Consider the following 13,920-nt stretch of genomic DNA (forward strand, 5'->3'; position numbering starts at 1 on the left):
CCCGCATTCCTCAAGGCCCGTTTCGACAGCTCATGGCCGCGACGCTTCCCCCGCCCCGCCTTCTGCCCAGTGGCGACAGTGCCGTCACGGTCGAGTTCAGCCGCACCATCGACGACGCCGCCAATGAGCGCGTGCTCGCGCTCGACAAGGCGCTCGCGGCAAACCCCATCGACGGCATCACCGAGACCGTGCCGACCTATCGCTCGCTGCTGGTGCACTACGATCCCGGCAAGATTGGCTTCGATGCGCTTGGCGAAAAGTTGGTTCCGACTGCAATCCAGCCGCTGCCCCCGGCCACGAAAGCACGGCGCTGGCGCATTCCGGTGGCCTATGGCGGCGAGCATGGCATCGATCTGGAGGACGTCGCCAAGGCGTTGAACACCACGCCCGACGACATCATCGCCCGCCACACCGGTGGCGACTATCGCGTCGCCATGATCGGCTTCACGCCGGGCTGGTCCTATCTCAGCGGCCTCGACAAATCCCTGCAGATGTCGCGGCGGCAGAGCCCACGGCTGTTCACACCATCAGGCACGATCTCGATCGGCGGTATCCAGGCCGGCATCCAGTGCCTGGCCGCCCCGAGTGGCTGGCACCTGCTTGGCCGCACGCCTGTCAGAACCTATCAGCTCCACCGGAATCCGACCTTCCTGACCGAACCCGGTGATCGCGTGACGTTTTTCGCCATCGACCACAAGACCTTCGAGGAACTGGACCGCGCCGCCGAGGCCGGCGAGATCATCGCCGAGCAGGTGACCGCATGAGCCGGCTTGTGATCGCCAGCATCGGACCCGCAAGCTCCGTGCAGGACGGCGGCCGGTTCGGCGCGCAGCGATACGGCCTGACGGTCAGCGGTGCGATGGACCGTCTGTCGCTGGCGGCTGCGAACACGCTGGTCGGCAACGAGCCGTTCGCAGCCGTGATCGAGATCGGCCCGTTCGGCGCCACGTTCACAGCCAAGGACGGCGCCGTGCGCGTCGCCATTGCCGGTGCGCCGCGCAATGCCGACATTGCCGGCAAGCCCGTGGCCATGGACAATTCGGTGACGCTCAAGGACGGCGAGACGCTGACGCTGGGCTTTGCCCGCGGCGGCGCGTTCACCTATCTGGCGATCGAAGGCGGGATCAAAGGCGAGCAGGTGTTCGGCAGCCTCGCGGTGAACGCCCGCGCAGGGCTTGGCAGCCCCTACCCGCGCCCGCTCCAGGCCGGCGATGAATTCACTGTCGATGCCGCGAGCGGCGCGCCGGAGTTGCGCATTGAATTGCTGAAGCCTTCGACAGGCCCAATCCGCGTCTTGCTGGGCCCGCAAGACGACGAGTTCGACGACGCCAACAAGGCGCTGTTCCTCGACAGCGAGTGGAAGATCTCAGCGACCTCCGACCGCATGGGCTACCGGCTCGAAGGCCCCGCCATCAAACATCTGCACGGCCACAACATCGTCTCCGACGGCACCGTCAACGGCAGCATCCAGGTGCCCGGCAACGGCGCGCCGATCGCGCTGATGATGGACCGCGGCACCTCCGGCGGTTATCCCAAGATCGCAACCGTGATCACGGCTGATGTCGGCCGCCTCGCGCAGACCACGGCGGGAACGGCGTTCCGCTTCGAGGCTGTCACCATGGCCGCGGCGCAGGACGAGGCACGCAAATTCGCGCAAGCGATCAAGAACCTGCCCGATCGCCTGCGTTCCTCCGACACCGTCGAGCTCAACATCGAGGCGCTCAGCGATGCCAACGTTGCGGGCTATGCGGTGAGCGCTGTGGACGCCGGGACCTGGCAGGTCACGGCGGAGCCGTAAACCTCAAGACGACCAGACGCGGAGAGCAACCATGAAGACAGTCGATCTCAATTGCGACCTCGGCGAAGGTTTCGGCGCGTGGGAGATGGGCAACGACGCCGCCATGATCGACCTTGCGAGCTCGGTCAACGTTGCCTGCGGTTTTCATGCCGGCGACCCCGACATCATGCGACGGACGGTGGAGCTCGCGAAAGCGCGCGGCGTCTCGGTCGGCGCCCATCCCGGTTACCGCGACCTGCACGGCTTCGGCCGTCATCCGATTGCGGGCCTGAAATCTTCCGAGATCGAGAACCTCGTCGCCTACCAGATCGGCGCGCTGCAGGCGATTGCGACTGCGGCCGGCCACAAGGTCACGCATGTAAAGGCACACGGCGCGCTCTCGAATGTTGCCTGCGAGGACGATATGACGGCCAAGGCCATCGCCGCCGGCATCAAGGCGGTTGATCCGAGCCTGATCTTCGTCGTGCTCGCCAATTCGAAGCTGGTGAAGGCCGGCGAGGACGCCAATCTGCCGCTGGTGCACGAGGTGTTTGCCGACCGCGCCTATGAGGACGACGGCAATCTCGTTTCGCGCAAGAAGCCCGGCGCGGTGCTGCACGATGCCAAGGCGATCGCAGATCGCGTCGTGCGCATGGTGCAGGATGGCGCTGTGGTCTCGGTGACGGGCAAGGTCATCAAGATGCGCACGGATACGGTCTGCATCCACGGCGATACGCATGGTGCCGTTGATATTGCGCGGAGCCTGCGTCAGGCGCTGAAGGATGCTGGGATCGAGGTCGCGCCGTTCAAGCGCCGGGTGTGATCAGAACGGGTGCCGTAGGGTGGATTAGCGAAGCGTAATCCACCATGCTTCAGCGAATGCCGGACGAAGTTGGTGGGTTACGCCTTCGGCTAACCCACCCTACGCGGTCAAGCTAGAACGGGTGCACCGAAAGCGTGCCGAACACGATCGCGGCGATGACGGCGAACGCGCTGTAGAGGCCAACATGATGCATGCTCGCCCCGGTCCGACGCGAGAGCGAGCGTGCGTAGAAGTGCAGCCTGGCTTCCGCCGATAGTTCGCGCATGGTCGATCTCCAACGCCCCATTTGCGGGATTATGAAGGATCGACCCGGGTAGCTGGCAAGACGCCGGCGGAAATAGCGATGCGCCTTCTCTGAAGGCGCCGCATTGCAGGCGCAAATTCTCCTCACGCAAGGGTTCCGAGAATCTTATTCGTTAAGATCCGAGCCAGTTGGAACCGGCTCGGATGACGGCGGGATGACAGCCCGGACTCGGAGCTTAGTACACGTCAGCCTGGAAGCGGCCGGTCTTCTTAAGCTCGGCGACAAAACTGACGGCTTCATCCGTCGAACGCGCGCCGAACTGGGCGACGATGTCGACCAGCGCACGCTCGACGTCCTTGGCCATGCGCTTGGCATCGCCGCAGATGTAGAGATGCGCGCCCTCGGCGAGCCAGGTCCATAATTCGCGACCGACCTCGCGCATGCGGTCCTGCACGTAGAACTTCTTGTCGCCGTCGCGCGACCAGGCCAGCGACAATCGCGTCAACTGACCTGACGTCTTCATGGCGTTGAGTTCGTCCTGGTAGAAGAAGTCGCAATCGCTGCGCTGGTGGCCGAAGAACAGCCAGTTCTTGCCGGGCGCGCCGGTCGCCTTGCGGTCGTGCAGGAAGGCGCGGAACGGCGCAATGCCGGTGCCGGGGCCGATCATGATGACAGGAATCTTCGGGTCCTCCGGCAGCCCGAAGCCGTGAGCCTTCTGCACATAGACCTTGAGCTTGTCGCCCTCGTTGATGCGTTCGCCGAGGAAAGTCGAGGCGACGCCGAGGCGCTTACGCTTGCCGATGATGTAACGCACCGAGTCGATCGTCAGTGACAGCTTTCCGGGCGTCGCATTGTGCGACGACGAGATCGAGTAGAGCCGCGGCTGGAGCGGCTCAAGCGCCTCGACGAAGGCTTCGGGATGCGGTCGCGTGCCCGAAAACTTCTGCAGCGCCGCCATGACGTCGAGCGTCGCGGCATCGCCATCGGGATCCTCGCCCTGCGCCAGCGACCGTGCCTTCTCGCGCTGCGCGCCGCCGGTGATGAAGGAGAGCAGCTCGAACAGCGTATCGGGCGCCGGCGACAACGAGACGTCGTCGATCAGCACCTCGCGCAGCGTCTTTCCGTTGACTTTGGTGGTGTGGGAGGCGCCCAGCAGCGCGATGATCTGGTCGACGAGGCCGACCTCGTTGCGTGCGAACACGCCAAAGGAGTCACCGACCACATAATCGAGCTTGCTCTCGGAGAGGTCGAACTCGACGTGATAGGTTTCCTTCTCCGACTTCCCCTTGTTGAGAAGACGGCGCGACAGGAAGGTCGCGGCGACAGGGTTGTCGCGCGAGCGGCCGGGCTCGGCGATCGTCACCGTCACCGCGGGGGCCGCCACCGCATCCGCCTTGTCGGGCGCCTTGGCCGCCGGCGCCTTGTCGAGATCTTCGTACAGCGACTTCAGCATCCGCGCGGTTTCCTTGCCGCCGGGAACGCAGAGGTTGAGCCGCGCTTCGCTGCGGCCCGCGATCGCCTCCGAATAATCGTTGCAATTGTAGCCGCACTGGCCGCAATCCTGCTGCGCCATCGCCGCCATCATCTTGCGACGGACGGGGCGGCCTTCGGCGAGCTTCATCCGGTCGGCGATCGGCATGGTCTGGTCGTGCCACGGCGATTCACCGTCGTCGCCGTCACCGGCTTGCATGACGGCCGCGCCCTGCTCCGCCGATAGCGGCGTTGCGACATCAGGCGACAGCAGTCCGGCAAAGAAGCCGTTCAGCCAGGAGCGCTGCGCATCGGAGAACGGCGCGCTGGCGGGAATGATGTCGAGTTTCGGCGGGGGTGTGATCTGGTTCATGCGGACACCTGTGCATCGGCAAGCTTGCGCAGCGTCTCGCCGTCATGGCGGCGCGCAAAGGACAGGAAGGTCTCGTCGGGTGACGAGCGATGGGCGATGTAGGCCTTGAGCAGTCCTTCGACCGTCTTCGGCGCGTCTTCGGCCTTGAGGTCGTGATAGACCTCCTGCCCGACGTCCGCATCGGGACCGAACCCGCCGCCGGTGAAGAGATGATAGCCCTCCACCGTGTCGTCTTCATTGATCGGCACGCGCGCGCCGATCAGGCCGATATCGCTGATGTAATGCTGGGCGCAGGAGTGATGGCAGCCGGTGACGTGGATGTTGACCGGCTTGTCCATCTCGACGCGCGGCTCGCACCAGTCGCCGATCTCGGCGGCGTTGCGCTTGGTATTGGACGCGGCGAAGCGGCAGCCGGCGTTGCCGGTGCAGGCGATCAGGCCGGCGCGGATATGCGAGGCCTCGACCGCGAGCCCGATCTGCTTGATGGCAGCAATGGCGAGCTCGACATTCTCGTCGCGCACGCCTGAGATCAGCAGGTTCTGCCAGACGGTCAGGCGGATCTCGCCGTCGCCGAGGTCCTGCGCGACTTTGGCCAGACCCCGCATCTGATCGCAGCTGATCTTGCCGAGCGTCAGCGACACGCCGATCCAGTTCAGCCCGTCCTGCTTCTGCTTGTGCACGCCGATATGCGCCATGCGATCGGCGACAGGCCGCGGCAGAAATGCCTCTTCGGGCACGCGGGTGAACGGCGTCTTCAGCCGCTCCTCGACCAGCTTGAGGAAACCGTCATGGCCCATGGCGTCGAGCACGTATTTCAGCCGCGCCTTGTTGCGGTTGGTGCGGTCGCCGTGCTCGATGAACACGCGCACGATCATGTCGGCGACGGCAGTCGCGTGCTCCGGCTTGACGATGATGTTGGAGTATTTTGCGAAATCCTTGTGCCCGGTGATGCCACCGAGACCGAGGCGGAACCAGATGCCGGGCTCGACACCAAATCCGTCCTTCACCTCGAACGCGGTGAAGGCGATGTCGTTGGTCTCCTCCAGCACCGCGATCTTGCCGGCGCCGTCAAAGGCGACGTTGAACTTGCGCGGCAGCCCGTAGAGCGTGCGATCGTTGAGGATGTGGTAGTGCCACTCGCGCGCATAGGGGCGCGTATCGATCAGCTCCTGCGGGTCGATGCCTGCCGTCGGCGTTCCCGTCACGTTGCGGATGTTGTCGGCGCCGGAGCCGCGCGAGCACAGGCCGAGGTCCTGGATGCCCTCGATCAGCAGAATCGCGTTCTTCGGCGGGATCTCGCGCAGCTGGAGATTGGCGCGCGTGGTGGCATGGCTGTAGGGACCGCAGAGATCGTCGGCGAGATCGGCAAGGCCGGACAACTGCCAGTGCTTCATGATCCCGTTCGGAATCCGCAGCCGGCACATGTAGGAATCCTGCGTCGGCGCGACATAGAAGATGCCGTAATAGCGCCAGCGGAAATTATCCGCAGGGCTCGGCGGCGAATTGTCGGCCGCCTGCTGGCGCAGCCGCGGATAGGCATCGAACGGATGCTCGTCGCGCTTGATTTTTTCCTGGTCGTTGAGCTTCTTGCCGGACGCGATGACCTTGTCCTGCGCCTTGATGTGCAGGGCATCGGGGCCGGTGGGCTCGGCATTCGCCTTGCCGGCACCGCCGCCAAGACCGCGACCGACGCGGCTGATTTGCAAGCCGCTCGTGAAGCCTTCGAGATAGCGTTTCTGCTCGTCGGTGAAGTCGACTGAGACTGTTTCGAGTTTCATGGTCGGTAACGAAGCTCCTGCGGCCACCTGGGTGGTATCGACGGAAAATTGTGCGACCCGCGAGGCACTCGGCTGGCTCTGGATCCAGCTTCGCTACCCAACGGTCCAATCAGCTTCGTTGCTGTGGGACTTGGCGCAGCAGGCAACAATGACAAGCTGGCCGCACTGCAACATACAAGTTGCGTGCCAGCTTCCACGAAATGAAAATATTAGTTATTTCATGTGGTTGAGGGCAGCACCGGAAAACCCCGGTGCTGGAACTCTCACGAAATTCGAGCAGCCCGCTCAAAATTTAGACGAGGGTCCCGAGCGCTCAAAAACGATGCAGGGGCGAATCAAGCCTTCCAGCGCCCGACCTCGAAAGCCTTCAGATGCCCCGAAATGTTGGCGGGATCGAAGGTCGGGCCGGCGAATGCTCCGAACGCCGCGGGAGCCTCATCGGGCGGCCGCTGCCCCAGGGCGGCATCGTAGAGATCGGGCCTGAACACGGCCATCGCGGTCTTGACGCCATCCGGCGTCAGCGCCGTCTGCCCCCAGCGCACCATCTGCGCATAGAGCCAGGCGGCCTGGACCGGATCGGGACGCCCTGCCCCTTCGCGTCCGACCAGCAGATAGCGGCCGCTTTCGCGGAAGGTGCCGTCCGGCGAAATCTTCAGACGCCCGGTAAGCGTTCGCTGGATCACCTCGGCATCGACGCCGATCCGCTCCGGCTGCGCCAGGATCCGCGCCGCCTCGGTCCGGTTCTCCGGATGCTCGATAAACTCGGCCGCCTTCACGGCCGCGCGGACCAGCGCGGCAACCACGTCAGGGTTCGTGTCGGCCCAGGTCTGGCGGACCGCCAAAACCTTCTCCGCCGCGTGCTCGAGAATGTCCGAGACGAAATGCAGGATGTGGCCGATGCCGAGATCGACCGCGATCGAATTCCAGGGCGCGCCGACGCAGAACGCATCGACATGGCCATTGGCGAGACTGTCGACCATGTAAGGCGGCGGCAGCACCACGAGGCGCACGTCCTCGTCGGGATCGACGCCGGCGGCCGCCATCCAGAACCGCAGCTGGTAATTGTGGGTCGAGAACGGGAAGGTCATGCCGAAGGTCAGCGGATCGGCGCCCGCCTTGCGCCGCCTGGCCACCACCTTCGCCAGCGCCTTGGCGGTCGCGAGCGGATCGAAACGGTCGCCGTCGATCTCCTCCATCAATGCGGCATGGAGCGCCGGCGAGACCGTAATCGCATTGCCGTTGATGCCGAGATTGAAGGGCGCCGCGATCGGCACCTTGACGTGGCCGAGCCCGAGCGAGGACGCGATCGCGACAGGCGCGAGCAGATGCGCGGCGTCGAACAGGCCGATATTGAGCTTGTCGCGGACGTTGGACCAGGAGACCTCGCGCACCAGCTCGACGTCGAGGCCTTCGGCGCTGGCAAAGCCCTTGTCGACGGCAATGATCAGCGCGGCGGCATCGACCAGCGGAATGAATCCGATGCGGAGGGGAGCGGTCATTTCAGCATCTCCGACGCGGTGATGATCGACTGGGCGATCTCGCCGATTTTCTTCTTCTCGCGCATCGCGGTGGAGCGCAGCAGTACATAGGCCTCGTCCTCGTTGAGGCCCTTCACCTTCATCAAAATGCCCTTGGCCTTCTCGATGACCTTGCGGTCCTCGAGCTGCGACTTGGTGCGCTCCAGCTCCTCCTGGAGTTTTGCAAAGGCATTGAAGCGGGACACGCAGAGGTCGAGGATCGGCTTGATGCGCTCCTTCTTCAACCCGTCGACGATATAGGCGGACACCCCCGCTTCGACGGAGGCCTGGATCGAGGATGAATCGCTCTGGTCCACGAACATCGCGATCGGCCGCCGCACGGCGCGGCTGACCTGGAACATCGCTTCCAGCACGTCGCGGCTGGGGTTTTCGAGATCGATCACGATGATATCGGGGTCGACCGCATAAATACGGGCGAGCAGGCTCTGCATCTCGCTGATATGGACGATCTGCGTGAATCCGGCTTCCCGCAACCCCTCCTCGAGGATCGCGGCCCGGATCGGGCTTTCGTCGACAATCACGATTTTAGGCGACTGTTCGGCGCTCATTGCTCACTCACCACCCGTGATTCATCCATAGCATGCCGGAGGGGGATGCAAAGGGTTGTAATTATGGGCAATTGGGACTAGCTCAGGCCTGTCAATCAGGCAGATTTGGATATGGATCAGACGGCTGCGCCCAAGGTCAGCTTCGTGTCGCTCGGGTGTCCCAAGGCATTGGTGGATTCCGAGCGCATCGTCACGCGCCTGCGCGCCGAGGGCTACGAGCTCGCCCGCAAGCATGACGGGGCCGACATCGTCATCGTTAACACGTGTGGCTTCCTCGACAGCGCCAAGCAGGAATCGCTTTCGGCGATCGGCCAGGCCATGGCCGAGAACGGCAAGGTGATCGTGACGGGCTGCATGGGCGCCGAGCCCGAGCAGATCGAAGAGGCCTATCCCGGCGTGCTCTCCATCACCGGCCCGCAGCAATATGAGAGCGTGCTCGACGCCGTGCATCGCGCGCTGCCGCCCGCCCACAATCCGCATCTCGACCTGGTGCCGCCGCAGGGCATCAAGCTGACGCCGCGGCACTACGCCTATTTGAAGATCTCCGAGGGCTGCAACAACCGCTGCACCTTCTGCATCATTCCAAAACTGCGCGGCGACCTGGTCTCGCGTCCGGCCAATGACGTGCTGCGCGAGGCCGAGCGGCTGGTCGACGCCGGTGTGAAAGAGCTGCTGGTGATCTCGCAGGACACCTCGGCCTATGGCGTCGATCTCAAATATGCCGAGAGCCCGTGGAAAGACCGCCAGGTCCGCGCCAAATTCCTAGACCTCGCGCGCGAGCTCGGCGAGTTCGGCGCCTGGGTTCGGCTGCAATATGTCTACCCCTATCCGCATGTCGACGAGGTCATCGCGCTGATGAACGAGGGCAAGGTGCTGCCCTATCTCGATATCCCGTTCCAGCATGCGAGCCCGGATGTGCTGAAGGCGATGAAGCGCCCGGCGGCGCAGGACAAGACGCTGGCGCGGATCAAGCGCTGGCGCGAGGAATGTCCGGATCTCGCGCTGCGCTCGACCTTCATCGTCGGCTTCCCCGGCGAGACCGACGCTGATTTCGCCTATCTGCTCGACTGGCTCGATGAGGCCGAGATCGATCGTCTCGGCTGCTTCAAGTATGAGCCGGTTGCGGGTGCGACGTCGAATGCGATCGAAAATCCGGTGCCGGAAGAGATCAAGCAGGAGCGCTACAACGCGCTGATGGCGCGCCAGCAGAAGATCTCGGCGCGCCGGCTGAAGCGCAAGGTCGGCACGCGCCAGCAGATCATCATCGACGAGGTCGGGCCGACGGTTGCGAAGGGCCGCTCCAAGGCCGATGCGCCGGAGATCGACGGCGCGGTCTATCTCACCAGCCGCCGCCCTTTGCGCGTCGGCGAGATCGTCACCGCGAAGATCGAGCGCGCCGACCAGTACGATTTGCACGGCAGCGTCGCGGGGTTCTAGGACACTCCGTCATTGCGAGCGTAGCGAAGCAATCCAGAATCCCTCCGCGGGGACAGTCTGGATTGCTTCGCTACGCTCGCAATGACGATGTGGAGACAATCACACCAGCCATTTCGGCACCCAGCGCTCGGGCCGTGGTGCCCGGGCAAGATCGGCCTGCGCTTCGGACAGTTTTGCCGGCTCGCCGTCGATGGTCGGGTGCACATCGTATTCGAAATTCGGCATGACGCGGCCGTCGGCATAGAGGCCGAATTTCATCGCGTACCACAGCCCGAGCTCAGGCTGTGCCTTCCGCATCTCCTCGCGCAGATCGCGCAGCAGGGATTCGATCGAGGCGGCCTCCTCGAACGGATGCGGTCCGCGCGACAGGACACGCGCCTCGTATTGCTTGCCGACGATCGCGACCTCGAAATGGGTCTTGTCCCAAGGCTTCTTGCCCTTCGGCAGATGGGCGGCGAGCCGCCAGCCGAGCTCGGCCATCAGGCGGTGATTGGCCCAATAGTCTTCGCGATCCCGGCTCCATTTTTCCATGAAGCCGCGGAAGTCGGGCATATCAGGCGCGCCGTCGTCGCACGTCATGGGCTCGCCGACCGGCCGCCCGGCGAGCCATTGCGCGAGCTCGACCGTCTGGCACTCGACCTCGTCATGCGGCTTCAGATCGCTCCAGGCCTTGTCGAATTGCTGCGACGTCAGTTTCTCCAGCAAGGCATCGAGGCTCGGCGCCAGCAGCTCGTAGTCGCCTTCGGAGCCCAGACCGACGATCGGCGGATTGTCTCGATCAAGACCCGCACCATACCAGCCGCCGACGGCCGAGCCGTCCGGCAGCCGCATGAACAGCGAAAACCTGTCGCGCAACGGACTGCCGTCGAAGATCGGCGCCTGATCCGAGAACTGGCCTTGCAGGGAGAAGCAGCCGACGCTGCCCCAGGGGCGCCCGTTCAGCCAATCGGCAAAATCGACCAACAGCAATGGCGCCTCGATGCCCGGCGGAAATGCGCCGCGAATGCTGTCGAGATCGATCGGGTAAGGGGTATCGGACAAGGCTGAAAACTGTCTGGTTGGTCGCGCCATTCTTGGTCTCCACCGTCCGGCGTCCGGTTCGAACCAATCTGCGTCCCTTGATCACAAACGCGCTAGAGGCTCAATGGTTTCGGCGCGGCCATCGAATGAATTGCGATCACAAGGCAGATATCGAGCACGGTTTGCCAGGCTGATCCATGCCGACATTGCCGGCGCATTCGTGCCGTGGAAGCCGCGCATATGAACTGACCGATGCACGCTCGGCGGGTGTTCTGTCAAACGACTGCTTGACAAGGCCCGCCATTCGGCTGTACGGACCCGCCCCATGATCAACTCTCGGACCAACCTGCGCCAAGCCATGCGTCGTCGCTCCCGCGACGATGACGGGTTGCGCCATGTCCGACGACGCCGCTGATCTCCTGACATCAGCTTAGTTTTCGAGAAGGCCGCACCCGCAAGGTGCGGCCTTTCTGCTTTTTGCGCCCCAATTCCACCCGCCTCCAGAGGAGTTCGACATGACCACCGCCACCCATCCGTATGACGCGCTGATGGACATCACTGCACGGCCCAAGGCCGTGTTCGTCCGCGGCGCCGGCTCCTACCTCTGGGACGACAACCGCAAGCGCTATCTCGATTTCGTGCAGGGCTGGGCCGTGAACTGCCTCGGCCACTCCCCGCCCGCAATCGCCGACGTCCTCGCTGCGCAGGCAAAACGGCTGCTGACGCCCAGCCCAGCGTTCTACAACGAGCCGAGCTTGAAGCTTGCCGAGATGCTGGTCGCGAACAGCGCGTTCGAGCAGGTGTTCTTTGCGAACTCCGGTGCGGAGGCCAATGAGGGCGCGATCAAGCTCGCGCGCAAATATGGCAGCCTGCACAGGAACGGCGCGTTCGAGATCATCAGCTTCGAGGGCGGCTTCCACGGAAGGACGCTGGCGACGATGTCGGCCTCGGGCAAAAAGGCGTTCGAGCCGCTGTTCGAGCCAAAAGTTGCCGGCTTCAAGAAGGCGAAGCTGAACGACATCGCCTCGGTCGAAAGGCTGATCAACGACAACACCGTCGCGGTAATGCTCGAGCCGATCCAGGGTGAATCAGGCGTGTGGCCGGCGACCGACCAGTTCCTGAAGGAGTTGCGCGCGCTCACCGAGGCGCATGGCCTGCTGCTTATTTTTGACGAGATCCAGACCGGCATGGGCCGGACCGGAAAGCTGTTCCACTACGAGCACACAGGCATCGCGCCCGACATCATGACGCTTGGCAAGGGCATCGGCGGCGGCGTGCCGCTGGCGGCCCTGCTTGCGACCGAGCGCGCATCCTGCTTCGAGCACGGCGATCAAGGCGGCACGTTCAACGGCAACCCGGTCATGTGCGCGGCGGGATTGGCAGTGCTCGAGGAGGTCGGCAAGCCGGAGTTCCTGAAGGCGGTCACCGAGACCGGCCTGCTGCTCGAAAGCGAGCTGCAGAAAATCTCGGCCCGGCACGGCCTCGGCGGCGTGCGGGGACGCGGCCTGTTGCTCGCGCTCGACCTCAAGCTGCCGATCGCGCCCGCGATCGTCGCGCAGGCGTTCGAGGCCGGCGTGCTCCTGAACGCGCCGCAGCTCGACAGCTTGCGCTTCATGCCGGCGCTGAACGTCACGAAGGGAGAGATCGTCGAGATGATCGATTGTCTCGACGGGATTCTGACGAAAGCGGGTGCGGCACGAAGGGTCGCGTAGGTCTCGTGCCCCGGACGCAGCGCAGCGCGTAGCGGTGCGCTGCAGAGCCGGGGCCCATCTCTCCGCAGCGTCCCGTGCCTCTTCTGGGTCCCGGCTCTGCGCAGCAGCGTTTCACGCTGCAGCGCGTCCGGGACAGGAGAGCGGAAGACCTACGGCTTCAGGATCGACGCGCCCGTCGTCTTGCGGCTTTCGAGATCGATATGCGCTTTCGCGGCGTCTTTCAGCGCGTAGGCGTGGTTGATCGGCACGTGCAGCTTGCCGTTGATGACGGCGGAGAACAGCGTGTCGGCGCCTTCCAGCAGTTCTTTGCGGGTGCCGACGTAATCGTTGAGCTTCGGCCGGGTCGCAAACAGCGAGCCGTGATTGTTGAGCTCGGCGATCGAGAACGGAGGCACGGGCCCCGAGGCATTACCAAACGAGACGAACATGCCGCGCGGCTTCAGGCAGGACAGCGAGCCCGGGAAGGTCGCCTTGCCGACGCCGTCATAGACGACGTCGCAACCTTCGTTGCGGCTGATCTGCTTCACGCGCGCGACGAAGTCTTCCTCGTTGTAGAGGATGACGTGGTCGCAGCCATTGGCCTCCGCAAGTTCGGCCTTTTCGCGCGAGCCGACCGTGCCGATGACGTGGGCGCCGAGCGCCCTCGCCCATTGGCAGGCGAGCAAGCCGATGCCGCCCGCGGCCGCATGGATCAGCACGCGGTGATGCGGCTCGACCTTGAAGGTCTTGTGCAGGAGATACCAGACCGTCAGCCCCTTCAGCATCAGCACGGCGCCCTGCTCGTGGGTGATGTGGTCGGGCAGCTTGACCAGCTTCTCCCAGGGGATGTTGCGCTCGCCGGTATACGCGCCGAGATTGTGGTAATAGGCGACGCGATCGCCGGGATGGAAATTCGTGACGCCCGGCCCGACCGCCATGACCTCGCCCGAGGCCTCGTTGCCGGCGATGAAGGGCAGCCCCGGCGCCTTGTAGAGGCCGGTGCGGTAATAGACGTCGATGAAGTTCAGCCCGACCGCATGCTGGCGGAGGCGCACCTCGCCGGGGCCGGGCGCCGGCACATCGATGCTCTCATAGACGAGGGCTTCGGGGCCTCCGACCTTGTGCACACGGACGGCTTTGGTCATCACCTGACCTCCTCTTCAGCAAGGCTGAGCGAAAGACATCGCGCCCGGCTTGTCAACTCGACGCCCCGAATGGAAC

12 protein-coding genes are annotated in these 13,920 nt (G+C 64.3%); 5 read left to right on the forward strand and 7 right to left on the reverse strand.

Annotated features, from left to right (window positions below):
- Positions 1-32 precede the first annotated feature (32 nt).
- Genes pxpB through BMW89_RS19135 form a run of 3 tightly spaced genes read left to right on the forward strand, consistent with a single transcriptional unit; the run spans position 33 to position 2,600 of the window.
- Positions 33-764 (forward strand): 5-oxoprolinase subunit PxpB, encoded by a 732-nt coding sequence (gene pxpB, locus BMW89_RS19125; RefSeq protein ID WP_092028564.1) that lies wholly within the window; start codon positions 33-35, stop codon positions 762-764.
- Positions 761-1,798 (forward strand): 5-oxoprolinase subunit C family protein, encoded by a 1,038-nt coding sequence (locus tag BMW89_RS19130; protein WP_092028565.1) that lies wholly within the window; start codon positions 761-763, stop codon positions 1,796-1,798. The genes pxpB and BMW89_RS19130 overlap by 4 nt, the downstream gene beginning before the upstream one ends.
- Before the next feature lie 31 nt (positions 1,799-1,829).
- Positions 1,830-2,600 (forward strand): LamB/YcsF family protein, encoded by a 771-nt coding sequence (locus BMW89_RS19135; RefSeq protein WP_092028566.1) that lies wholly within the window; start codon positions 1,830-1,832, stop codon positions 2,598-2,600.
- A gap of 112 nt (positions 2,601-2,712) precedes the next feature.
- Here the strand turns inward: BMW89_RS19135 and BMW89_RS19140 are convergent, their stop codons facing one another.
- The 5 genes from BMW89_RS19140 to BMW89_RS19160 all read right to left on the reverse strand — a co-directional run bounded on the left by BMW89_RS19140 (position 2,713) and on the right by BMW89_RS19160 (position 8,551).
- Complete coding sequence (locus BMW89_RS19140; protein WP_014495196.1) at positions 2,713-2,865, reverse strand: hypothetical protein; 153 nt, start codon at positions 2,863-2,865, stop codon at positions 2,713-2,715.
- A 214-nt stretch (positions 2,866-3,079) separates the two neighbouring features.
- A complete protein-coding gene (locus tag BMW89_RS19145; protein ID WP_092028567.1) occupies positions 3,080-4,687 on the reverse strand; it encodes a sulfite reductase subunit alpha in 1,608 nt (535 codons plus the stop codon).
- Positions 4,684-6,465, reverse strand: coding sequence for a NirA family protein (locus BMW89_RS19150; protein WP_177196168.1), 1,782 nt, complete (start codon positions 6,463-6,465; stop codon positions 4,684-4,686). Before BMW89_RS19150 ends, BMW89_RS19145 begins: the two co-directional genes overlap by 4 nt.
- Before the next feature lie 335 nt (positions 6,466-6,800).
- Positions 6,801-7,964 carry a CmpA/NrtA family ABC transporter substrate-binding protein gene (locus tag BMW89_RS19155; protein WP_092028569.1) on the reverse strand — a complete coding sequence of 388 codons (1,164 nt, stop codon included), beginning with the start codon at positions 7,962-7,964 and terminating at the stop codon, positions 6,801-6,803.
- Entirely contained in the window at positions 7,961-8,551 is a 591-nt protein-coding gene (locus BMW89_RS19160) for an ANTAR domain-containing response regulator (protein ID WP_092028570.1), read from the reverse strand. The genes BMW89_RS19155 and BMW89_RS19160 overlap by 4 nt, the downstream gene beginning before the upstream one ends.
- Positions 8,552-8,662: 111 nt before the next feature.
- Between BMW89_RS19160 and rimO the strand changes: the two genes are divergently transcribed.
- Positions 8,663-9,988 (forward strand): 30S ribosomal protein S12 methylthiotransferase RimO, encoded by a 1,326-nt coding sequence (gene rimO / locus BMW89_RS19165; protein ID WP_092028571.1) that lies wholly within the window; start codon positions 8,663-8,665, stop codon positions 9,986-9,988.
- A 99-nt stretch (positions 9,989-10,087) separates the two neighbouring features.
- Here rimO and BMW89_RS19170 read toward each other — a convergent pair whose 3' ends face one another.
- Positions 10,088-11,059 carry a hypothetical protein gene (locus BMW89_RS19170; RefSeq protein WP_244547627.1) on the reverse strand — a complete coding sequence of 324 codons (972 nt, stop codon included), beginning with the start codon at positions 11,057-11,059 and terminating at the stop codon, positions 10,088-10,090.
- Positions 11,060-11,523: 464 nt separating this feature from the next.
- On the opposite strand from BMW89_RS19170, the gene BMW89_RS19175 reads away from it, so the two are divergent.
- Positions 11,524-12,720, forward strand: a complete 1,197-nt coding sequence (locus tag BMW89_RS19175; protein WP_092028573.1) for an acetylornithine transaminase — start codon at positions 11,524-11,526, stop codon at positions 12,718-12,720.
- Positions 12,721-12,869: 149 nt separating this feature from the next.
- On the opposite strand, the gene BMW89_RS19180 is transcribed toward BMW89_RS19175, so the two are convergent.
- Positions 12,870-13,844 (reverse strand): quinone oxidoreductase family protein, encoded by a 975-nt coding sequence (locus BMW89_RS19180; protein WP_092028574.1) that lies wholly within the window; start codon positions 13,842-13,844, stop codon positions 12,870-12,872.
- Positions 13,845-13,920 lie beyond the last annotated feature (76 nt).

The organism is Bradyrhizobium sp. OK095, from assembly GCF_900109945.1.
GTDB lineage: Bacteria > Pseudomonadota > Alphaproteobacteria > Rhizobiales > Xanthobacteraceae > Bradyrhizobium.

Bases quoted from the DNA above. Each gene is read 5' to 3' on its own strand.
- pxpB (WP_092028564.1), top strand. From the start codon at position 33: ATGGCCGCGACGCTTCCCCCGCCCCGCCTTCTGCCCAGTGGCGACAGT.
- BMW89_RS19130 (WP_092028565.1), top strand. From the start codon at position 761: ATGAGCCGGCTTGTGATCGCCAGCATCGGACCCGCAAGCTCCGTGCAG.
- BMW89_RS19135 (WP_092028566.1), top strand. From the start codon at position 1,830: ATGAAGACAGTCGATCTCAATTGCGACCTCGGCGAAGGTTTCGGCGCG.
- BMW89_RS19140 (WP_014495196.1), bottom strand. From the start codon at position 2,865: ATGCGCGAACTATCGGCGGAAGCCAGGCTGCACTTCTACGCACGCTCG.
- BMW89_RS19145 (WP_092028567.1), bottom strand. From the start codon at position 4,687: ATGAACCAGATCACACCCCCGCCGAAACTCGACATCATTCCCGCCAGC.
- BMW89_RS19150 (WP_177196168.1), bottom strand. From the start codon at position 6,465: ATGAAACTCGAAACAGTCTCAGTCGACTTCACCGACGAGCAGAAACGC.
- BMW89_RS19155 (WP_092028569.1), bottom strand. From the start codon at position 7,964: ATGACCGCTCCCCTCCGCATCGGATTCATTCCGCTGGTCGATGCCGCC.
- BMW89_RS19160 (WP_092028570.1), bottom strand. From the start codon at position 8,551: ATGAGCGCCGAACAGTCGCCTAAAATCGTGATTGTCGACGAAAGCCCG.
- rimO (WP_092028571.1), top strand. From the start codon at position 8,663: ATGGATCAGACGGCTGCGCCCAAGGTCAGCTTCGTGTCGCTCGGGTGT.
- BMW89_RS19170 (WP_244547627.1), bottom strand. From the start codon at position 11,059: ATGGCGCGACCAACCAGACAGTTTTCAGCCTTGTCCGATACCCCTTAC.
- BMW89_RS19175 (WP_092028573.1), top strand. From the start codon at position 11,524: ATGACCACCGCCACCCATCCGTATGACGCGCTGATGGACATCACTGCA.
- BMW89_RS19180 (WP_092028574.1), bottom strand. From the start codon at position 13,844: ATGACCAAAGCCGTCCGTGTGCACAAGGTCGGAGGCCCCGAAGCCCTC.